General features: G+C 31.0%; 28 protein-coding genes. 5 read left to right on the top strand and 23 right to left on the bottom strand.

What is annotated here, in order from left to right; genetic code table 11:
* Positions 1 to 220: 220 nt before the first annotated feature.
* Complete coding sequence (locus HMPREF2597_RS01935) at positions 221 to 400, bottom strand: SE1626 family protein (RefSeq protein WP_002461405.1); 180 nt, start codon at positions 398 to 400, stop codon at positions 221 to 223.
* A 473-nt stretch (positions 401 to 873) separates the two neighbouring features.
* Between HMPREF2597_RS01935 and HMPREF2597_RS01940 the strand changes: the two genes are divergently transcribed.
* Complete coding sequence (locus HMPREF2597_RS01940; protein ID WP_012990793.1) at positions 874 to 2,160, top strand: aminotransferase class I/II-fold pyridoxal phosphate-dependent enzyme; 1,287 nt, start codon at positions 874 to 876, stop codon at positions 2,158 to 2,160.
* Between the two features lie 897 nt (positions 2,161 to 3,057).
* On the opposite strand, the gene HMPREF2597_RS01945 is transcribed toward HMPREF2597_RS01940, so the two are convergent.
* Entirely contained in the window at positions 3,058 to 3,906 is an 849-nt protein-coding gene (locus HMPREF2597_RS01945; RefSeq protein WP_070817121.1) for a class I SAM-dependent methyltransferase, read from the bottom strand.
* A 57-nt stretch (positions 3,907 to 3,963) separates the two neighbouring features.
* Entirely contained in the window at positions 3,964 to 4,878 is a 915-nt protein-coding gene (locus tag HMPREF2597_RS01950) for an iron-hydroxamate ABC transporter substrate-binding protein (RefSeq protein WP_070817122.1), read from the bottom strand.
* Positions 4,879 to 5,370: 492 nt separating this feature from the next.
* Between HMPREF2597_RS01950 and HMPREF2597_RS01955 the strand changes: the two genes are divergently transcribed.
* On the top strand, positions 5,371 to 5,925 hold the full coding sequence (locus HMPREF2597_RS01955; RefSeq protein WP_070817123.1) for a DUF4888 domain-containing protein: 555 nt from the start codon (positions 5,371 to 5,373) through the stop codon (positions 5,923 to 5,925).
* A 221-nt stretch (positions 5,926 to 6,146) separates the two neighbouring features.
* Here HMPREF2597_RS01955 and HMPREF2597_RS12835 read toward each other — a convergent pair whose 3' ends face one another.
* The 17 genes from HMPREF2597_RS12835 to HMPREF2597_RS02035 form a co-directional block, all read right to left on the bottom strand.
* A complete protein-coding gene (locus HMPREF2597_RS12835) occupies positions 6,147 to 6,428 on the bottom strand; it encodes a hypothetical protein (protein WP_225307319.1) in 282 nt (93 codons plus the stop codon).
* 155 nt (positions 6,429 to 6,583) lie between these two features.
* Positions 6,584 to 6,754: a hypothetical protein gene (locus HMPREF2597_RS12840; RefSeq protein WP_225307318.1), complete on the bottom strand. Its 171-nt coding sequence runs from the start codon at positions 6,752 to 6,754 to the stop codon at positions 6,584 to 6,586.
* Entirely contained in the window at positions 6,747 to 7,256 is a 510-nt protein-coding gene (locus HMPREF2597_RS01965) for a Panacea domain-containing protein (RefSeq protein WP_070817124.1), read from the bottom strand. The genes HMPREF2597_RS12840 and HMPREF2597_RS01965 overlap by 8 nt, the downstream gene beginning before the upstream one ends.
* Before the next feature lie 279 nt (positions 7,257 to 7,535).
* On the bottom strand, positions 7,536 to 8,108 hold the full coding sequence (locus HMPREF2597_RS01970) for a terminase small subunit (RefSeq protein ID WP_002445377.1): 573 nt from the start codon (positions 8,106 to 8,108) through the stop codon (positions 7,536 to 7,538).
* 62 nt (positions 8,109 to 8,170) lie between these two features.
* A complete protein-coding gene (locus HMPREF2597_RS01975) occupies positions 8,171 to 8,692 on the bottom strand; it encodes a coiled-coil domain-containing protein (protein ID WP_002445376.1) in 522 nt (173 codons plus the stop codon).
* 11 nt (positions 8,693 to 8,703) lie between these two features.
* Entirely contained in the window at positions 8,704 to 8,937 is a 234-nt protein-coding gene (locus HMPREF2597_RS01980) for a hypothetical protein (RefSeq protein WP_002492317.1), read from the bottom strand.
* 13 nt (positions 8,938 to 8,950) lie between these two features.
* A complete protein-coding gene (locus HMPREF2597_RS01985; protein WP_002445374.1) occupies positions 8,951 to 9,295 on the bottom strand; it encodes a hypothetical protein in 345 nt (114 codons plus the stop codon).
* A gap of 287 nt (positions 9,296 to 9,582) precedes the next feature.
* Entirely contained in the window at positions 9,583 to 10,224 is a 642-nt protein-coding gene (locus tag HMPREF2597_RS01990) for a pathogenicity island protein (protein WP_070817125.1), read from the bottom strand.
* Positions 10,221 to 10,601, bottom strand: a complete 381-nt coding sequence (locus HMPREF2597_RS01995; protein ID WP_070817126.1) for a hypothetical protein — start codon at positions 10,599 to 10,601, stop codon at positions 10,221 to 10,223. Before HMPREF2597_RS01995 ends, HMPREF2597_RS01990 begins: the two co-directional genes overlap by 4 nt.
* 330 nt (positions 10,602 to 10,931) lie before the next feature.
* Entirely contained in the window at positions 10,932 to 12,641 is a 1,710-nt protein-coding gene (locus tag HMPREF2597_RS02000; protein ID WP_070817127.1) for a DUF927 domain-containing protein, read from the bottom strand.
* A gap of 13 nt (positions 12,642 to 12,654) precedes the next feature.
* Complete coding sequence (locus HMPREF2597_RS02005) at positions 12,655 to 13,524, bottom strand: primase alpha helix C-terminal domain-containing protein (protein ID WP_070817128.1); 870 nt, start codon at positions 13,522 to 13,524, stop codon at positions 12,655 to 12,657.
* A 66-nt stretch (positions 13,525 to 13,590) separates the two neighbouring features.
* On the bottom strand, positions 13,591 to 13,911 hold the full coding sequence (gene tscT / locus HMPREF2597_RS02010; RefSeq protein ID WP_070817129.1) for a type II toxin-antitoxin system toxin TscT: 321 nt from the start codon (positions 13,909 to 13,911) through the stop codon (positions 13,591 to 13,593).
* Positions 13,912 to 14,295, bottom strand: coding sequence for a hypothetical protein (locus HMPREF2597_RS02015; RefSeq protein ID WP_000403836.1), 384 nt, complete (start codon positions 14,293 to 14,295; stop codon positions 13,912 to 13,914). It abuts the gene before it with no gap.
* A 1-nt stretch (position 14,296) separates the two neighbouring features.
* Positions 14,297 to 14,500 (bottom strand): hypothetical protein, encoded by a 204-nt coding sequence (locus tag HMPREF2597_RS02020; protein ID WP_001231376.1) that lies wholly within the window; start codon positions 14,498 to 14,500, stop codon positions 14,297 to 14,299.
* Positions 14,485 to 14,640, bottom strand: a complete 156-nt coding sequence (locus HMPREF2597_RS02025) for a hypothetical protein (protein ID WP_000784891.1) — start codon at positions 14,638 to 14,640, stop codon at positions 14,485 to 14,487. The genes HMPREF2597_RS02020 and HMPREF2597_RS02025 overlap by 16 nt, the downstream gene beginning before the upstream one ends.
* The gene (locus HMPREF2597_RS02030) at positions 14,637 to 14,954 is read right to left on the bottom strand and encodes a helix-turn-helix domain-containing protein (RefSeq protein ID WP_070817130.1); all 318 of its coding nucleotides are present in this window, start codon (positions 14,952 to 14,954) and stop codon (positions 14,637 to 14,639) included. The genes HMPREF2597_RS02025 and HMPREF2597_RS02030 overlap by 4 nt, the downstream gene beginning before the upstream one ends.
* Before the next feature lie 3 nt (positions 14,955 to 14,957).
* On the bottom strand, positions 14,958 to 15,176 hold the full coding sequence (locus HMPREF2597_RS02035; RefSeq protein WP_000989513.1) for a helix-turn-helix domain-containing protein: 219 nt from the start codon (positions 15,174 to 15,176) through the stop codon (positions 14,958 to 14,960).
* 169 nt (positions 15,177 to 15,345) lie between these two features.
* Between HMPREF2597_RS02035 and HMPREF2597_RS02040 the strand changes: the two genes are divergently transcribed.
* The gene (locus HMPREF2597_RS02040) at positions 15,346 to 16,116 is read left to right on the top strand and encodes a helix-turn-helix domain-containing protein (protein ID WP_000589126.1); all 771 of its coding nucleotides are present in this window, start codon (positions 15,346 to 15,348) and stop codon (positions 16,114 to 16,116) included.
* Positions 16,117 to 17,289, top strand: coding sequence for a tyrosine-type recombinase/integrase (locus HMPREF2597_RS02045; protein ID WP_070817131.1), 1,173 nt, complete (start codon positions 16,117 to 16,119; stop codon positions 17,287 to 17,289). It begins immediately after the preceding gene.
* 68 nt (positions 17,290 to 17,357) lie between these two features.
* Here the strand turns inward: HMPREF2597_RS02045 and groL are convergent, their stop codons facing one another.
* The gene (gene groL, locus HMPREF2597_RS02050; protein ID WP_002477926.1) at positions 17,358 to 18,980 is read right to left on the bottom strand and encodes a chaperonin GroEL; all 1,623 of its coding nucleotides are present in this window, start codon (positions 18,978 to 18,980) and stop codon (positions 17,358 to 17,360) included.
* 59 nt (positions 18,981 to 19,039) lie between these two features.
* Positions 19,040 to 19,324: a co-chaperone GroES gene (gene groES / locus HMPREF2597_RS02055; protein ID WP_002461410.1), complete on the bottom strand. Its 285-nt coding sequence runs from the start codon at positions 19,322 to 19,324 to the stop codon at positions 19,040 to 19,042.
* Positions 19,325 to 19,504: 180 nt separating this feature from the next.
* On the opposite strand from groES, the gene mroQ reads away from it, so the two are divergent.
* Complete coding sequence (gene mroQ, locus HMPREF2597_RS02060) at positions 19,505 to 20,245, top strand: intramembrane glutamic endopeptidase MroQ (RefSeq protein WP_002461411.1); 741 nt, start codon at positions 19,505 to 19,507, stop codon at positions 20,243 to 20,245.
* A 428-nt stretch (positions 20,246 to 20,673) separates the two neighbouring features.
* Here mroQ and HMPREF2597_RS02065 read toward each other — a convergent pair whose 3' ends face one another.
* Entirely contained in the window at positions 20,674 to 22,038 is a 1,365-nt protein-coding gene (locus HMPREF2597_RS02065; RefSeq protein ID WP_070817132.1) for an SdrH family protein, read from the bottom strand.
* Positions 22,039 to 22,187 lie beyond the last annotated feature (149 nt).

The raw sequence follows: 22,187 nt of genomic DNA on the forward strand, positions 1-22,187 counted from the left end.
TCCCCCTTTAATAACTGTATATACATAATATACACACTATAACTTCATATGTAAAGAGAAAAAGAGAGATTTATTGTTTTATTCAGGAGGACTGTATATATACTATATATATGCAATTGCATTTTCTCGTAATATATAAGCCGTAAAATGCCTGAAGTTCAGCAATTTACGACTTAAGTATATCGATAAGAACATGGTAAAAAATGTAATTATTATTACTTTATTTTCTATTTTGCTTGCGTCTATCATTGTTCCGACTAATAAAAGCACAAATAATGAACAAAATAGCAGCGGTTAAAATTTTAATTCCTGAACTTTCGTGATTCGTAGCTTGTAAATAGTATCCAAGAACAAAAAGAATAATTGCTAAAATAGCAAATATTTTAGTTAAATGCTTCATTTCATTCACCTCAACACGAGCATTATATCAGACTTAGCTACAACAATGAACTGATTTTAATAACTATAAATAAGATAGCACACTTTTATATTGATGAAATTAGAATCGAATGTTAGAATATAGGTGTATCCACAAATTATGCTACACAACCCCAAGTCTGTTGCCGCAGACTTGGGGTTTTTTGTGTATGGTCATCCTTTATCTTTCCATTTGTTTTCTAACCAAATACGAAAAATAACAAGTATTCCACCTGTTAATAATGTAGTTATTACATCTAACCACCACGTCATTATGCTACACCTCCCAAACTGCAAAGTGCCATTGGATAGATGACCTGTTCTTATTTTAACATAAAATTAGAACATATGTTCGTATTAAAGAAATTTATTTACCTATATTTTTAAGATGACTTTATCTTTATCAATTTTCAAGATAATATAAGTATGAATATAAATTAAAGTGAGGTTAAATAAATGAACCCATTAGCACAGAACTTAAATAATGAACTTTATCAGTACAATCCAGAAGTTTTATCCATGTTGTCTCAATTAGGTAAAGAAATGTTTTACCCAAAAGGTATTCTTTCCCAATCAGCAGATGCCAAGTCTACAAAATATAATGCAACAATAGGAATGGCCACAGATAAAGACGGTAAAATGTATGCTAACGAATTATATGGTGTCTTTAATCATTTATCACCAGATGAAATTTTTCCTTATGCGCCACCTCAAGGCATTGAAGGATTAAGAACATTGTGGCAAGAAAAAATATTAAAAGAAAATCCAGATTTAAAGTCACATATGATCAGTAAACCAATCGTGACAAATGCGCTTACTCATGGTTTGTCACTAATTGGTGATCTCTTTGTTGATACAAATGATACTATTTTATTGCCATCACATAATTGGGGTAACTATAAACTAATCTTTAATACAAGACATCAAGCTAATATCAATACTTATGATATTTTTGATAATAATGGCCATTATACTACGGATGCATTAGTATCAACTTTAGAACATTACACTTCTGACAAGGTTATTATGATTTTAAATTATCCAAATAATCCAACTGGCTATACACCAACTAAACAAGAAGTGAAAACAATTGTTGAAGCCATTGAAGCATTAGCCAATAAGAGGACAAAAGTAATTGCGGTTGTAGACGATGCATATTATGGTTTATTTTATGAAGATGTCTATACGCAATCTATCTTCACAGCGCTCACTACTTTAAATCACAAGAATATTTTACCTGTTCGTTTAGATGGTGCAACAAAAGAATTTTTTGCATGGGGATTGCGTGTTGGCTTTATGACATTTGGTATTCATAATGATACAGCTCAACAAGTATTAGAAGCTAAAGTCAAAGGGTTAATCAGAAGTAATATATCTAGTGGACCAATGCCATCACAAAGCGCAATTAAATATGTATTAGAACATCATGAGCAATTTAATAAAGAAATTCAAGCAAACATTAATACTTTGCAAGAGCGTTATGCTGTAACTAAAGAAGTCGTTTATGATAAACAATACCAACGTCATTGGCAAGCTTATGATTTTAATTCAGGCTACTTTATGGCACTTAAAGTGAACGGTGTTGATCCTGAGGAATTACGTGTTCATTTAATTAATAAATATTCAATCGGTATTATTGCCTTAAATGACACTGATATTCGTGTTGCCTTCAGCTGTGTCGAAAAAGATGATATTCCGCATGTATTTAATTCGATTGCTCAAGCTATTGAAGATTTAAAATAAGGAAATCGTTGATTTGAAAAACATTTTTTTAGAATATCATTCATAAAAAATATAGGCTAGACCATTTTCCCCTAAATAATAGAGTCTGGCACATAAATCTCAGAGAAGGAGCACTCAGATGAATTGAATTCAACTGAGTGCTCCTTTTTGATTTAATACTTCGTATTGTTGGCTCGCTTTCTTAGGGGACAGCTTTAGTCACCCCAACTTGCTTTGTTCGACGAAATGCTTTTCGCATTTCTTTTTGTTGGGGCCCCACCCCAACTCGCTTTGTCTGACGAATTTCTTCTCGAAATTCTATTTGTCTAAGAATTTTATGTCCCAGACTGTTTTTTATATTTTATACTGCACGCTTAAAAGAACGGAGTTTTTAATGAATCAAAATGTTTAGCGTTCTTAACTTTCAAAGTTGATTAGGACGGAAAAAGCTTGGTATAAACTTATTTTCAATCTAGTAAACTACTACCAATATAATAGTTAAGAGCCTAAGACATAATAATTGTGTCTTAGGCTCTATATTTAACTTTTTAACGCTATTTTACATCATACCTGGCATTAAGGGCAGTATGAAATAGATATAAATCACATACAAAAAGCCTATTAAATCAGCATTGTGTATTCTTTAAACATTCATTTTTTTTAATTTTTTCATTTCATTATGACCAAGTTATGACCACCAATTATTTCACACACAAACCTTTATAAATATATTTACAATAATTAATATGTTTATCCATAGAATGATTTCTCGTTGCAATATAATGCTTCTCTCAGCATCTTATATCACCTAACAAAGTTAGTGTAAAATGTTAAAATTGAAAAAACACAAGATATTTGTGCACTTTACTTTTAATAAATTTCTAGCTACATCTTTTTTGAAATGTTTTACTTTAATACTCAATTATGAGTGATTAATTTAGCTGGTTTATATTCCATAATTACTATTTTATTATTTAGCCTTTTTTTCAGATAAGGTATATATCTACAATACCCAAAGAGCCCCCACCTTTTCTTATGGTAATCAAAGTAATTATATTCATTTATAACTTTCATTTTATTTGGTAAAACTTTATCCAATTCATTTAAATCATTGTATCCATATTTAAAAACAGGTTGTGAGGATAATTTTGATACAGATTTATGTCTTTTTGTATTATTCGCAATTGTTTTTGAGCAAAATTCAATCGCAAATGTCAAATTATGATCTCCAAACTTTTTAATAATAGTATGTAATAATTTAGTCATTACACTCTCATCAAAATACATCAATACACCTTCAAAGATAAACAATATATTTGACTTACTATTAAAAAATTTATAATTTTTAACATCTTCAATCCAACTGTAATCCAGCATTGATTTAGCTATCATCTTATAGCTATCTGTTTCTTTAAAAAATGTTTTTCGTATTTCTATTGATTCAGGTACATCTAAATCTATCCACGATATTTTTTCTTTATTAAATCTTTGAAACCTTGTATCTAAGCCACAACCTATATTGACCACAATCAAATTTTTATTATCCTTGATAAGCCTTTTAGTAACACTATCTATTATCACAGAACGTATACTAATTCCAATTTGAGACATGTCATCACATGTAACATTTTTGTACATATCATCTAAACCATCAAATATTTTTTTAGATAGTGCGTCTTTTATTATTGGTTTTTCGTATTCGTACTCTTTTGCTCGAGCTATCAAAGGAATTAACATTGATTCGGGAATTCCATCCAGTCGTTTCATTTAATCACTCCTTAAAAATATTATTATTAATACATTAGAAATTTTTACAACTTATTTCTAGTGAGATTTATTTAAAATTTCTTTTTTTAATTTACTTCTCAAATGTTCTAATGTAATAGGATCTGTGAACCAATAATCTTCTGCTTTATATGAAATTACATGTCCTTTTTTTACAGCTTCAATATTCTGCCATGTATGTGTTTTTTCAAAATCAAATTTTCCGTATGAAGGTTTACTTAAAAATATATAATCACCAGCATATTTACTAATATTTTCTTTTGAAATGGAAGCATAATCTTTTTTATCTTCTTGTAATTTATCTTTATATTGCTTTGTCATTGGCATACCGAATGCATCATGAACAATATCCAAACCACGACCCCATGTAGAGTTATATATGTATATTTGCTTTTCATCTGGTTCAAACACAGATGCTGTTGCTTGACCAATTTTACTTTGAATTTCTTTTTTATCTTTTCTAGTTTTATCTTCCCACTCTTCAATCCATTTTTTCGCTTTATCCTCATTATTAGTCAACTTGCCTATTTCTTTTAATATTTCTTTATGATTGTATTTATTGTATGTATAGGGGACTGTTGGCGCTATTTTTTGGTATTTTTTAATATTTTTATCCATAGCATCTACAACAATTAAATCTGGTTTTGCTTTAGCAACTTTTTCAACATCATTTTCTCCAATATAATCAACCCCTTTTAAATAAGGTTTTAAAATTGAAGAATCTTTAGTTATATCTGAAACAGCAATTGGTTTGATTCCTAACTTTATAAAATCACCAACATAAAATCCAGTTAATACAGCAACTCTTTTAGTTTTCTCTGGTACTTTCAGTGTTTTACCATTTTCAATTTTATAGTCTATAGTCTTTGTCGAGTCACTTGTTTTATCGACAGATGTTGAACACGCAGTCAAAATAAATAAACTACATAATAAAATTCCAATTAATCTTTTCATAATATCATCCTTTCGCTTTTAATTGATATTCATTTTCAATTATAGATTTTTAAAAGTAATAGTCAATACTTATACCTATCCTACTCGATGATATGAATGTATTTCGTTAAGCCATAATTAACTTATACATTGTTTTTAACGTGTGAGAGAATTTTTATTATCACATGAAAGCTTTTTGATATAGAAGTTTGTGAATAAAAAAATAGGCAAGTACCGAAGTACCTGCCTAAATAACAACAAGATTAACATGTGAATAATAATGGAAATAAAAAGTCAGCCCGAAGGCTAACTTACGAATAGATGAAAATTTGAACACATTGCTGTGTCTAAAATGATTATAGCATAAATGACGAATATTTCTAGCTCAAAATTAATATATAGTAATAATAAAATTTTATATATTTGTTAATAATTAGTTAATTGATTTACATAAATAATAATTGTAAATTTACTTTGTAATCGATTTCAAAATAAATTATAGGAGAACTTAAAATGAATAAAAAACTATTAACAAAAACATTGATAGCAAGTGCTTTAGTTTTAACAACAGTAGGTTCAGGTTTTCATTCTTCTTCAAATTATAATGGTATTAATAATGTTGCAAAAGCTGAGCAAACGACAGATAACGAATTGTGGAAAAATGTAAGAGACGCTTTAAAAGACGCGAATATTATCGATAAAACAGATAATGAAAATGTCAAAGTGACTTATAAATTAGAAAATGGCGGTGAAAGCAGTATTGAAGGTACCGCCAATTTAAATGAACTTAGTAATTCTAATAACAAACCGATCAATAGCGGTAGTGTAAAAAGCATTGATTTGTCAAGAAAAAATCCCAATGGAGATAGATTTGACGCAAATGATGCATGGAAAAAATTAACTGATAAATTAAAAGAAAAGCAGATTGTGAAAGACGGTGATACAGTAACTATTCATAGTAAAGACGAAAAAGACCCTAAAATCTCAGCTAAAGTCGGTGAAAACTATAATGATAACAAACGATTGATGTTGTTTAAAAAGGACATAGATAAAATAACTATAAACTAGTTATAGATAAAGACAGGTTACTTTTAATGTAACTTGTCTTTTTTTAAGAGGCAGTATCTCAAATATTAATTTATAATTTCTAAATCTATATCTATACTTTATCTATTTCTATATACACACTCATCGCTTACTGCAACACAGGGCGTTTCTCAGCGTCTTAAAACGCAAAAAACGCCACTCGTAAGTGACGTTTGAAAAGATATATTTAACTTACCCGTATGCTAATTAATAATATACCGACTAATACAATGCTTTTTGCTATTAGTAACTGATTGATAGGTTGTAATCATCATTTTATCTTTATTCATTTTACCATGCTGACTTGGTAAAACTAAATGTTGTGGATCAATACAAACTATTTTTATTTCGTTATCAATCAAATCGTAATACCAATATACTCTTAAGCCCTCTTGAACATCAAGTAACCCTCTAATATCTGTTTTCATTAAGCCCTTTATATTTCTAATATCTTGTTGAGTATATAAAGATAAAATTGATAACATTCTCTCATCATAATTTATATTCGTAGCTTCATCGGGGTTATTTTTGACTATGCTTATATTTTCACTGAAATGGGTTATAGCATTGATTTGATTTTGTTGTGTAAAATCAGAAATGAAATTAGTAAATTTCAGATCATTATTTTGTTTTGAATACTTTACTTCTTCATTAAAAAAACAACTTCTTTTACTTCAGCATTTCTTAACTCGATTTCTACTTTATCAGTTTCAAATTCATTTCTAGTTGGTAAAAAATCTTTATTAACTATTTCAACGTGAACGTTCTTTTTTCTTTTTTTAGAAGTAACATTACTATTAAATCTAGGCATTTACCAATCCTATATATTCCTTAATAATTAAATCGTTATTCATAATTTCTTGCTGAGTAATTTTATTTTTCCACTCTTCATCTTCATGAGAACGTTCTACTAAACCAAAATCACTAATTTTTAAAGTATTCTTAATAATTTCTCTCAAATATTCTGTAATTTCCTGCTGCATTGTTTTATCTTCTATTTCAAAATTACTCATTGAAAAGTCTATGTCATTATAGCCAAGACTATATTTATTGTTCTTATATACGTCTCGAATAACAGGGCCGTATTGCCAAGCTTCAAATTGAGCGTCAAATAAATATTCAGGCAAGTTTAAACTTTCGCTTTTTGTAACTTCATATTCTTTACTTTTAGATAGTTGCCCATATGAAGCACCATAATATGCAAATAAAAAGTATAATGTTTTTTGTAGTCTTAAAGGAGAAATGTTTTTTATTTCTTCTTTCATTAAACCAATTATATTTTCAACTGTTGTCAGGTATTTTTGCTCAGCCATGATAAACTCCTCCATAATCAACACATCATATTGAACATAAAAATAACAGTGACTATACACTGTCACTGTGTATACTTTCTATAATTGGTACACAAAAACAGTATATATCTTTGTGTGTATTCGCTAAGATGTGTTACGCATTTGCAACTCTTATTTATAAGATAGAGCATTTCAACATTTTTTACCATACATCCACTCAAATTTGTCAACTTAATCTGAAATTGCGGAAAGAATTTAGATAAAATAAACCACCACCTATTTGAAGGTAATGGTTTCACATTAATCCTCTAACGGAATATCATCAACAATCATTGTTCTATTAGGATAGTTATCATTTATTTTATCTAGTGTTCTCTGTTTATCTTCTTCATCTTCTTCGTCCCATTCACCAATATTTATAATTACCGGAGTGTCAGCAGTGAACTCTTTTTTCTCAGTAAACAGTTTATGATATTTCCCAAGCATATCACGAGCTCTTAAACGGTCACTTGGTTTTATAGGTATTTCTATAAGTTCAACATATTCATTATACACTAACTGAATTTTACCGTTCTGTGGGTTTTCTTTATATTCACCACGCTTAACAATAACTTCCTTTGTTTCTGTCTCGTCACCGACAGCTGAATTTGTTAATAAATGCAATAACTCATTAGCACTTAATATACTTTCGTCTATCACTTTTTTCTTTTGTTCTTGAATATATTCATTAATATGTTTTTTCTTTAATAATCGACTTCCCGTAACGTGTGCTGTCTTAGGCGAATATCCGGCTGTTATAGCGCTTTGTGTAACATTTAATGTTCTTATATACTCATTCACAAAACGCTCTTGTTTAGGCGTTAATTTAGGCATATTTATTCACTTCTCTCTGTTAAAATAAGCCCACCCAATCATTTGAGTGAGCAATGCGTTTATTAAATGTTAAATGGTTGAATAATATTTACATTCCCTATAAATTCTACAGGTTGAATGTTATTCTCTCTTTTCAATCGATCAATATATTGTGTTAAGGTTCTTTGTTTAGCACTGTACTCGTCGTTATAACCTAAAAGTTTATCCTTAGCGTCTTTAAGTTGTTGATTGAGTGTTTCGTATCGCTTTAAATCATCTTGATACGTTTCATTGTATTCATCACTTAATTCATCCGCGACATCTTGCATGTTTTCACAGTTTTTAATGACAACTTTTTTGAATGACTGTTTCATAACCATTAAACGTTTACTTTTAGCTCTATAATCAGATTCTAATTTTTCTATTTTTGTATAAAGTTTGTCAGCTTTTTCTACTTCGCCATTAATCACTAAATCTTGATACTCTTGATTGATATCATCTAGTTGTTTGCCATCATTTTTAACTTCTGCGTCTAGGTTTTTAATCTCTTTTCGGTAATCCTCAATGTTAGTTTTATATTTTTCAATTTGATCTAATGTTTTCAATGGTATGCCTCCTATTTAAATAACTCTCTATTTTTCGCAATTGCATTTTGTCTAGTTACATCATCTTTTATATCCAAGATTTTTTGACGTTTTTCACGATTTGCTTCTTCATTATTTTGTTTTGATTCTTTACTGTCTTGTTTTATGTTTTTATTTTGTCTCTCTTGATATACATATAATTTCAGCTTTTGACTTTCAGTTAGATCTAAAACTTCGCTTAATTCTTCGTACTGATTTGCTTTCATATAATATACTCCTTTAAACTTCAATTCGTTTCAAAGCTTCATAGCGTTTCATACTGCCATCAGCTAACTTTTTAATACTAATCATTGCTTGTTGCTTCTCTTGTTCCGTTGTAATAATGTAATAACCACGTTCATTACGTTTATAACTACACCCTATAGGATAGGCATAATCATAAACTAATGAATTGATCACCTTTCTTAACCATCGTTCATTACTCGAATTATATTCATATCCCAATTGATTTAAGATTTTGGTTTTAGTAATATATTTCTTAGACGTATTTCTTATCACATTGAGTACTTGGCGGTGTTCATCGGGTAAGTTATACGTCTTTTCTTTTTCGACTAATTTCTGCATATGTTTCACCTCACTTCACATTTACTTTATACATCTATTATACTAAATTTGCACGATTATAACAAACTAATGTTCGCTATTTGAATTTATTTAACTTACTATTAACATACGTCAAACTATTGTAATAAAAGTTTTAACAAACACTTTTTCAGTTATATATAGAAATATCACGAAAAGAACTAATGTTCGCTTTCACAAACTCGCACACCCTAGTGTATTTCTACAATAGTTAACATTTATTAGCTAAATGAAGAAGTCACACAAGAGTATGTGACCTCTTTTTATTACTATTTACTCAAACTGTAATAAGATGATTTCAATTCACTCAACTTACGCTCTAACGCCTTATAATCATCTAGTGTGGCATTCTCATCTTGTACAAATGCAGTAACTAATTTTAATCCTTCAACTAGCTCACTTGCAGGTTCATTAATTCCGGTAGCTAACTGATACAACACTTCAATATTCGCTACCACATCTGTATTAGTTGATTGAATACCCTCAAGTGTATCAGTATCAAATCCATTTTCTAAGTACTCAAACACATCACTATTATTTGATTCTGCATAAGTTTCTAGCCCATACATAAAATACTCATCTTCAAACAAATGACTAGCCATCATATCGCTAATAGAAAGCTGTTTACCATCATATAACTCATAACCTACATAATGCCCCTCTACGCTTCTTATAAGCCCCTCAGTGTGATTAGGCGACGCTAATTCAAATGATTGCCTTACTTTACAATCTTTAATATATACATGACCGAATAACTTCCCATTCATCATCACGTATGCCATATCAAATGGATCATTGTATAACTTAAAGCAACACGGTTGCACTTTACTACGTTCTAATAATCCCGTGTAGTACCTTAGCAACGTGCCTGCTCGTGTTTCAAATTGGTTTACAATAGTTTCTATGTTCATTTGATTTTCTCCTCTTTATTTATTCTTAATACCATAGGCACCCATGAGGGCACGTCCGTTTGTTGTCCATCTTCTGGATAACAAATAGCTAATGGTAAGTTAGGAACTCTACCATCCAACAAATAACGCATTACAAAACTACCTCTATACACTAAATCAAGTTGTTCACTTTTAACTAATTCAATCAGCGCAAACATTGTAATTTTGTTCCATCCACTCCAAAACACAATATTCTCATCCTTATCGTGTGTGATACTAGTTCTCCCTATATAGTTGTGATTCATTTCTTTAAACAAATCTTCTAACTGATATATCGGTATCTCCTTATATTCTTTTACATAATCGTATATATACTTTTTAAGTTGTTCTTTATCCATGTGTAACCTCCAGCATTAATTTGGTATTTTTTATTTTAAGAGGGACTAGTACCCAGTGAGTCCCCAGTGATTCTTTTACTTCGGGTACTATCAAACTCTTATCACTACGTTACTTTATGCAAAAAGTACCCATTGTACCCGTATTTTATATAATAGGAAACCTGTATTATATAAACTCTCTTACAAAAACAACTTATTTTAATTAAACACTATTAATAAACATTGGGTACTTCGGGTACTAATGACTTTAGATGCTTGATATTACTGTGTTTATTGAGTACCCGTTATACATTTATTTATGGGTACTCAACGGGTACATGCGGGTACTACTCAATAATTAGAATTAGGATTGTATGAATTGGAAAAATCAAATCCCAATTCTTTTAGTACTTCTTGCCTTATAGCAAATCCCCTATACTTTACCGTTTGATGTTTGACCTGTTTTTGTAACCTGTCTTTTTCACCTTTAATTAAATATCCTTTTTTGTCCCATTGTCCTGTGATGGTTTGCAATTCGTGTGTTAACTTCTCTTTGACTGTTTCACCTAATATACATAAATAATCACGTTTATATATAGCTTTGATGTCACCATTTTTGACTGAACTATAGCCATCACCAGCGATATTATTTCTATTTGCATCTAAATATTGTAATAGTTCCTCTAACAGTTGCTTAGGTTTATCAATTGTCTTATTGTTTTTAACCATGCTGTCATAGGCTTGTTCAATAATTTTAAAATGGTCATGTTCAAATCCATCAATATCATTCAAAACCTCACCGGTAACTTGTAGTAACGCAAAGGCACGTCCTAAACGTTGCATGATTTCATTACTACCTTTTTGATTAAAGTACCGTTGATAGCTCTCAAAAGCATTTTTATACACGTCTTTTTTAGACTCATATTGTTTAATAAATGCCAGCCCTAACGTTCCATAGTTTTCCCTAAACGACTTGCCTAATGTGGTAAAATCAAAATTATCTGGATATGGTTGATCTTGTAGTGTAACTACACGTGCTGATACACCCGCTTTTTCATCAGCCATATTTGCGATAGATGATTCACCAGTAGAAATTAAAATATTTCGCCATTCTTTTTTAGCATTTAGCGTTAAATTAATATTACTTCTCGATTTACTTTCACCACTAGAAAAGTTATATGTGGCACTGGTAACAAACTTAGGATGTGTGTTACGTGTATCATCTTTAAACATTGGAAATGAGTTCAAAAATGACGCCATTGATTCAATACTATTTTGAGTAGAACTCCATGTCGTAATAAGGTCACTGGTTCCCCAAACACTTGATACTAAGTTGAGTGTGAATGTTTTACCTGTGGATGTACTACCTGATATTTCTACAATAAAGGGTTGTAATCCAAATTCTCTTAATAAAACTGAGCCTAAAGATGCATACAACATAACCATTACCATTGGTAAATCTTTTATTTGAGCAAACACCTTTTTAGAGTAACCTTGTAGTGTTCCTTTACTTCGAAAAGAGTCTATTAACTTTTGAAACCCTTTATCATTGCTAAACAACTTGACATTGCTGTCTTTCATTACTTCTTGATAAGGATAAATAAAATAACCTTTCACATGCCCCAAACGTGTTGCAACTTTAACATTTAATGGTGGATTATACCTTTTAGATACATTAATATAGTCAACAAGTTTAGTAGATGTTGACGATGTTACATCTAGCTTTTTATTAACCAATTTCAAGAGTTGACGACTATCTGAAATTTCTTCGGCACTCACAGCTATATTTACTGGCGTTTTATTGTCATAGAAAAGCATATTAAAGCTAACTTCGTTACTCTCAATATCTTCAAAGCGTTCAGTAATTTGAGGGATTGTATTTGTGATAAAAACCTTTTTATCTGGTTCGCCTTCTTTTTTACTTGGTATAAGTTGATATAAGGCAACACCGCATTGATGATGTTCAATTTCATAGCCTTTCGGTATAATTTCTTGTAAGGCACTATCTTTTTTCTTAATTTTTTCAATTTTATCAAGTACATCACTTTTACCTTTTTCCATACAAAGCCCCTTTCTAATTGTTATAGTGTTTATTTAATATCGATTGAAAAGTGGCGTTGATTTCCTGTTCTTTCATAGGTGGTTTACATGCGAATTGTCCCCATAATAAAGCGAATGAATACACAATATAATCATTAACGTGACATCTTAATAAATGCCCAACTAAGCTAGCTAGTGCATTGTTACGATTGCCTTCGGTTGTTCCAAAGCATAACTCGCGCCAGTACTCACTATCGCGTCGGGTGTATCCTATGACATTAGGACTAGCATTTGATTGTTCATACTCCTTTAACCACTGTTCAAGCATATCAACATCCATAATTGGACAGTCATTCACTCGTTTAATAAATATGTGTCCTTTTTGAATAACTGGTAGTGCAAAACATCTACTTGGCTGATATGAACCTTCATCCACTTTATGACCAATTTTATTTGCTAATACTTTTGTATAATTACGATAATCATCTGCACTTATTCGCTCATTCAGAGGGATATATAGGCGTATTCTAGCTTGTTCAGTTCTGTGCGAGTAACTTGTGTGCCAAAACCATGCAACATTGCTTAAAGCTGAGCTGATTGCTTCATGTAATTGCTTTAAATCATTTATTTCATCATAATCAAGTACAATCACATTTCTATATATGACATTTTTATCGTTTCGATGCTTTTTGATAATTTCACCATGATCATTTGCACCGTTTTTAATATCACCGTAAACAGCAACACCACGTGCATACTTATAATTCGCTTCTATAGGTACAGACAGTTTATTAACCAACTTACTCCATTTAGGTTTTGAAAAGCTATTAAATGAACGTGAGTCTAAACTTTCATAATGTACTACTGAAACATGTGTGTCATATTCTAATTTAATTTCATTCATTTTTTGCACCTCTTAATGAAACAACAGAGCAAAGATGTTATAATAAAAATAGTTATTTTTTATTAATTACTCTGTAATTTTTAATTTCTTTGCGTCATCTGATTCTGTCGCCAAACTTACATCAGATGATGCTTTTTCTATTTCATGAAACTTATTCATTAAACCGTCTAATTCTTCCAAATAAGTAAGCATTAATTCTGTAACTTGTTCGTTGTGAATTCTATGTTCGTTATACGCTAGACCGTAATTAACCACTTCTTCTTTAGTTTTTAACGATCTCTTCGTAAATCGTCCATCTACAAACCATGTATGTGTAGTCGCTACATCTTCCAACTTTTCTTTTACTATCTCTATATTGCACATTAAATTTCTAATCTCCCAATTCATTTATAATTCCTCCACTTCAATATTTCCCACAATGTAATCTAATGCCCACTCTAACATTCCAATCACGTGTCCTTTGCGATCTGTTGTATGTTTATGTTCACCTTTTTCGTCTATGACACTATAACGGTAAACGTGTTGTGTTTCTTTCATGACATCACTTAGCGTCATTGTTACTTCATCAAGAATTAAAAATGCTTCATCTTCAAAATCTAATTCAGCAAGAATATTGAACAATCCATTATGAACTAACTTTAAAGCATATTCATAAAATGCTTTATCCTGATAATGATAGTCCTTATCGGATTGAAACTTATCTTCCTCGTATAATACTACTTCTAATATTTTAACCACTTTTGATAATTGATATTTTTGTTTGATTTCCATCTTAACTACCTACCTTTTTCTTATTTTTAATTTCTGTAATTTTTGATAAATCCATTTCTAAACACGCAACTTGAACATCTTTACTAACATCAGGAAAGTACTGTTCAAATACTTTTGGCGGTATATTTAACATTAAATTATGTTGAGTATCTTTAATGTTGTACCAGCCAACTACTGTTTTTGTAATAATCACTTGTTTTCGCACGTTGTAATCTCTCCTGTTAAATTAAATCCATAAGTTACCATCATGCCGTACACACTAAAAGCAACATACATATTCGATATTGCTAGTAATAGTATTGTTAACAATGAAACTAAGCAAATATAAGTTAAGTACATTTTCATCGCCTTGCCTCCAATAACTTTTTGATATTGACTTGTTTAAAGTCGTTATTCTGGATATTCATGTGAGCAGTAAGCTGTTCCATGAATTCATCTACATCAGACTTTTTGAATCTGTACGTAGGTCCGACCATATAATATTTCATACCATTATTAATAAGTAATTCTTCAATAGTAGGCTTACTTAAATTCAGATAGTTAGACAACTCTTTGTAAGTCATGAAATATTTCGCTTTCGCTAATTCTTCCACACGTGCATTTATAGCTTGTTCGAGTATCTCACGAGCTTCGTTTTCATCAATATTAATATTGAACATTGGTTATGTCTCCTTTCCTTCAAAGTAAAATAAATCTTTAATTTCAACTTCTAAGACATTAGCAATATTTTTTGCCAATTTAGGACTAGGCGCTTTCCTACCATTCATAATTTGGCTTAGATAAGAAATTCCAACACCTGTTTCGATAGATAAATCGGATAAATTATAACCTTTCAAAAACATAGCTTTTTTAAAAGAATTTAAGTTAATTAAAACCATCATTTTTCACCCTCTTTTTAAAAGTATATAGTAATTTTTTTACCATCATATTGGTAATAATTAAAGTTTATATTTCTTTTTAAAAAATGTCAATTATTTTTTCACAATTTTCATTGAGTTTTTTACCAACATATGATAAATTCCGAAGTGTATAGTGAATTGAGGTGCTAAAATGATAAAATTTGATTTAAAAAAAGTAATGAAAGAAAAGAATAAAACCTTAAAAGAGTTATCCAGTAACACTGGATTGTCTATAAATACATTAAGTTTATTATCTACTGGAAAAAGTAAGGGTATACAATTCGATACTTTAGAAAAATTGTTAAAAGAACTTAGATGTAATATAAACGACTTAATAGTTTTGGATAGTGGTTTTAGAAAACTAATAATTACAGAATTTTCTGTTTCTAAAAAAAGAATATTTATTTTTAACAAATTAAATGATGACAGAATTTACAACGTTGAATGTTCTTTCAAAGAAAATGATAGCAGTATTGAAAATTCTATATTATTAACTATTTTATTTACCGAAAAACAAGTAGAGACAGCTGTTTCTGGTATATTCCCTTTTAAATTTTTGAAAAGCGGAAAATTCTATTACAAACAAACAGCTAATGGTAAAAGTAAAGAATATATAATTTTAGATTTTCAATTTGTACTTTATATCTTACAAAAAGCTTATAAAGAGAATGAAGAGTTCCAAAAAATGTTTGATTTCCACTCGCAAACTTTTTCGATAAATTTAATCCCTTATAATAATTCTTTTATTGAATTCAAAAAAACAAATGAAGAAGAATTTCTAAATGCAAATATTATTCCAGCTTTCGATTATTTAAAGCGATTGGTTTCGTTTAACGATAATGAATTAAAATTTTTATTTAACTTTTATACAGAAGAAGAAATTAGTGAAGAGCTTTTTTATAACTACAAGGCAGGTGATTAAATGGCAAGTTATGAAAAACGCGGGAATACATGGCGTTATCGTATATCACTAGGAAAAGACGCAGAAACGGGTAAATATAAATATATTTCAAACTCAGGTTTTAAACGCAAATCAGACGCTAAACATCACGCTGAAATGGTAGAACGTCAATTAAGAACCGGTGATTATATCGCACCGTCCACATCTACATTTAAACAGGTTGCTGACGATTGGCTTAAACAATATGCAAATGACGTAAAAGTGAGCAGTGTCAGAACACGCGAGAAAGCCATACATCATGCTATAGAACGCTTTAACAATAAACCAATACAAACTATCAATAAACATGAATATCAACGTTTTGTAAACGATATAAGCGCACAGTATAGCAAGAATTATGTTGATAGCATTATAGCCTCTACGAATATGATATTTAAGTACGCATATGATATGAAATTAATAAGAATATTGCCTAGCGAGGGTATTAAACGACCTAAAAAGAAAGTTAGTGTGGAAGAATTAGAAGATACTGAGATACATAAAAAGTTTCTTGAAAAAGATGAATTATTTCAATTCCTGGAGGTTGCTAAAAATCACCATTCACCCCAAAACAGCTTTGAGGTGTTTTGTACATTAGCATATACAGGCATGCGTGCAGGCGAATTGTTGGCATTGAAATGGTCTGATATAGACTTTGAGAATAACACAATCAATATTACAAAGACTTATTACAATCCGAATAACAATAAAAAGCAATTTCAAATACTTACACCAAAAACTGAAAGCTCAATCGGAAAAATTTCAGTGGATCCTCATGTGATTAAATTACTTAAAAATTATAAAACCGACGTGCAGGACACATGGAAAAACGAATTGTATGTAGATAATAATTTCGTTTTTACTGATGTTAACGGCTACCCCCTCGTAATTAAAAAACTACAATTATGGATAAAAGCTATACTTAAAAAGACTGACATAACTAATAAACAAATAAGCACTCATTCATTTCGTCATACTCATTGTGCGTTACTTATAGAGGCTGGTGTTCATATTAAGGAAATACAAGAACGCTTGCGCCATAAAGATATAAATACCACTATGAACATCTACGCTAAGATTACGAACTCATACAAAAAAGACGCTTCCCAAAAGTTTAGTAAACTCATGGAAAACGTCTCAAAAGATTTATTTTAAAATTTATATGCCCAAATTATGACCATTAAAGATTGAAAACGCTACTACAGCAGTGTTCAATGGTCTTTTTACATCATACCTGGCATGCCGCCGCCCATTGGTGGTTGGTTATTGCTTTCAGGTTCAGGAATATTAGCTACAACTGCTTCTGTTGTTAAGAACATTGCTGCAACACTTGCTGCATGTTGTAAAGCTGAACGCGTTACTTTTGTTGGATCAACAATACCAGCTTCTAACATATTTACCCATTCGTTAGTAGCAGCGTTAAATCCAACACCAGAGTCCGCATGTTTTAAACGTTCAACGATGATTGAACCTTCTAGTCCTGCATTTTCTGCGATTTGTCTAACCGGTGCTGTTAATGCTTTTAAGACGATATTGATACCAGTCTCTACATCACCTTCTGCTTGAATATCGCTCACTTTTTTATAGATATTAACTAGTGCTGTACCACCACCAGCAACAATACCTTCTTCTACAGCTGCGCGAGTTGAGTTTAAAGCATCTTCAATACGCAATTTACGCTCTTTTAATTCTGTCTCAGAAGCTGCGCCAACTTTAATTACTGCAACGCCCCCAGCTAATTTTGCAAGACGTTCTTGTAATTTTTCTTTATCAAAGTCTGAGTCAGTTTCTTCAATTTGTGCTTTAATTTGACTAACACGTGCATCGATATTGTTATTGTCTCCATCACCATCAACAATCGTTGTATTATCTTTCGTTACTTCAACTTTATTGGCACTACCTAACATATCCATCGTTGCATCTTTAAGTTCTAAACCTAAGTCATCAGTAATCACTTGTGCACCTGTCAAAATAGCTAAATCTTCTAACATAGCTTTACGACGGTCACCAAAGCCTGGTGCTTTAACAGCAACTGCAGTGAATGTTCCACGCATGCGGTTTAGAACGATATTAGTTAATGCATCACCTTCTACTTCATCAGCAACAATTAATATTGGTCGACTAGATTGAACGACTTGTTCTAGTAAAGGTAAAATATCTTGGAATGAAGATATTTTTTTATCTGTAACTAATATATATGGACGTTCTAATTCTGCAGTCATTTTATCTGAATCCGTAACCATATATGGTGATTGGTAACCTCTATCAAATTGCATACCTTCTACAACTTCAAGTTCAGTATTGAAACCACTAGATTCTTCAATAGTTATTACGCCATCATTACCTACTTTATCCATAGCTTCTGAAATATATTGTCCAATCTCTTCATCTGCTGCAGAAATAGCCCCAACTTGTGCAATTTCATTTTTATTTTCAACTTTTTGTGATATATCATGTAATGCTTCGATAGCTACTTTAACTGCTTTATCAATACCTTGACGTAAGCCAACTGGATTTGCACCACTCGTTACGTTTTTAAGTCCTTCTTGAATCATTGCTTGTGCTAGCACTGTAGCAGTTGTTGTTCCATCCCCAGCAATTTCATTTGTTTTATTAGCTACCTCTTGAACTAATTTTGCCCCCATGTTTTCATATGAATCTTCAAGTTCAATTTCTTTTGCGATTGTCACACCATCATTAGTAATAAGTGGTGCAGCATATTCTTTATCTAAAACAACGTTACGTCCTTTGGGTCCTATTGTTACTTTAACTGCATTTGCTAATTTATCCACACCACGTAACATTGCTTGACGTGCGTCTTCTGAAAATTTAAGATCTTTTGCCATTCTATTTAACCTCCATTAAAATATGTGTCTGTAAAAATTGAATTCTATAAATTATATTATTATTCTATAATTGCTAAAATATCATCAGCATTTAATATTAAATATGTGTCGTTTCCTTGTTTTATTTCAGTTCCCGCATATTCTTGGAATACAACTCTATCCCCTTCGTTAACATCTGGAGTGATACGTTGACCATTTTCAAGTTGTCGACCTAAACCTACCGCGATAACTACACCTTCATTAGATTTTTCTTTAGCACTATCAGTTAAAACAATGCCACTTTTAGTTGTTTGTTCTTGTTCTTTTTTTTCAATTACTACACGATTACCTATTGGTTTAAGCATGTGTTTTCCTCCTCAATGGGACAAATATTTTAGCACTTTAACAAGTAGAGTGCTAAGCTACTTTTTATATTAATCAAAGTTGGTCAAAATTTCAAGCAAAAAGCTTCCTTCTTTTTTGTGCTAATCTTGCTTTTAAGATACAATATAATAAGTGTTATTTACATTTATTGGAGGTACTTTATGTCCAGAATTTGGATTTCTTTCCTAACAATAGTCATCTATGCACTAGCTCAATATCTACCTGTATTTATAATTAAATTAACTAGTTTTCAAATTAAGTCACCTACACAGCTATTGCATGTTGCTATTTATATTCAAGTTATTTTATTTATCATTGCAGCGATCATTATTATTTTGCTGCAAAAAGTAATTAAGAATCCAACTAAACTCGAATCAGATTACAAAGAACCTAAACGTTATTTAGTTCAATACGCATTATTAGGTTTTATCGTCGTAATGATTTATCAAATGTTTGCTGGTTTGATTAATACTTGGATTTTTGGTGAGCTTAAAGCCAGTCCTAATACAGAACGATTGATGGACATAGCTCGACAAGCACCAATATTTATTATATTAATTTCTATCGTAGGACCTATTCTAGAAGAATATGTTTTTAGGAAAGTAATATTTGGGGAAATTTTAGATAGGCTTAAAGGAAATATAGTAATGCGATTTCTAATTGCATCTGTTGTCAGCTCATTACTCTTTGCACTAGCACATAATGACATAACATTTATTATTGTCTACTTTGGTATGGGAATGATATTTTCACTTGCCTATGTATTGACTAAACGTATCGCAGTGTCAATTATGATACATATGATGCAAAACGGTTTTGTTGTTATTATGCAAGTTTGTTTCGGCGATGTGCTTAAACATTTACAAACGCAAGCAAATGCTATTTTCCATTTATTTTTTTAATCAAAGAATCCCATCTAAGCTTATATTACTGCTAGGATGGGATATTTAACATTTAAAGTAGGAAATTGAACTGATAAAACATTTGCTACGTCGATTTCTAAAATGTTTAAATACAAAACGTAAAGCTGGAACATAATTTCCAAAATAATAGCACACAGATGGTTTGACATTAATCATCTGTGTGCTTCTTTTATCTTCAATACTCCGCATTATTGGTTCGCATACTTAGGGAATCAGTTTCAGTCACCCCAACTTGCGTTGCTCGTGGACTTTCTTTTGGAAAGTCTTTGTGTTGGGGCCCGCTGTTCTTTTATATGTCTTGGCGAAGTGTTTCGTACTTTGTCTTAGTAGTACTTAATATAAAAAATAAGGCGCTGGTAATTTGTCAAAAATATTTATATCCTAAACTGAAATAAATATTTATTCATTTATTGCTCTTTTTCCTTTTGACGATTGATGAACCAGTAAACCATTACGGCAACAAAAATCATACACATACTTCCAATAAGCGTTACATTTAAACGATTAAATTTAACATCTGTCATGCCTTGCTTATGGTCTTCACCTTCTGCAGAAATAATTTTATCCTCAGAACGCTGAGTATGATTATCTTCACCTTTTTTATCAACTGGTTTTTTCAAATCAGGCATTGAACCAATTTCTCCAGTTATTAAAGCTAATACCTGCTCATCCAAGTTTTTATAGTACTTTGATGAGTTTGTTAGATTGAAATACTCAAATCTAAAATAATTTGAACCACGTTGTAATGAATTTAAATAACTATTGCCACTAAAATTTTGTTTTCTAAAAAGTGCATATAAATCTTGATCAGAAACTTGGTTACCACTCTCGCCAAGTTTGTTTACCTGTTCTATAATAAATGGATTATATTTAAATGAGCCAATGGCTAATGATTTAAATCGTTTCATGATTGATTGACGTTGATTGTTAGCAACAGGTCCCTCATCATAATGATTTTGTGGAAAATAAGATGACGAATTACGACCAGAATTATGTCCCCGTCCATTAATTTGATTAATGAAATCATCCGAGATATTATGATCTGTTTTCTCTCCATTTTGAGGAGATTGTTGTCCATTAGATGTGTTCCAACCTTGATTTCCATTACCGTTATTTTGTCCATTATTGTTATCTTTATTATTTGGTTGATTCGTTGGTTTGTGACCATGACCACCATTTTGTGTTGGTGGCTGTGGATGAGAAGGTGTTCTCCCATTGTCCTTCCCGTCGGATGGCTTGTTGTCTTTACCTCCATGGTCCGTGCCATCTGATGGTTTGTTTGGCTTGTTATCTTTGCCTCCGTGGTCCGTGCCATCCGATGGTTTGTTTGGCTTGTTATCTTTGCCTTCATTGTCCGTGCCATCTGATGGTTTGTTTGGCTTGTTATCTTTGCCTCCGTTATCTGTACCATCTGATGGCTTGTTTGGCTTGTTGTCTTTGCCTTCATTGTCCATGCCATCTGATGGTTTGTTTGGCCTGTTATCTTTGCCTCCGTTATCCGTACCATCCGATGGCTTATTTGGTCTGTTGTCTTTGCCTTCATTGTTGTCACTATTTGACGAATTGCTTGGTTGGTTCGTATTATCTGAATCTTTCTGGTTACTATTGTCTTGTGATAAATTATCTGAATGAGCCGGTGATTTTTCATTAGTAACTTTGTTATATAGTGTATTATCCTGTGCATGAGTTATATGCGGACTTATAACCTGTGTGCTTACAGCAATAGCAAAACTTGCAGATAAATATTTAATCTTTGTCTTTTTTCGTGTCATCTCTATTCCACCTCCTCTCTACATGACATGGCTTCTTTCACTTACTAGTATAAAGAAGTTTACATACATATGCATTTAATTATTATTATTGAAAAGTAATATTAATATTTCTGAAACTTTAAAGTAAATTTATTTCACTTCGTTGAGTA

Source organism: Staphylococcus sp. HMSC063A07 (assembly GCF_001836955.1).
Classification (GTDB): Bacteria; Bacillota; Bacilli; order Staphylococcales; family Staphylococcaceae; genus Staphylococcus; species Staphylococcus lugdunensis.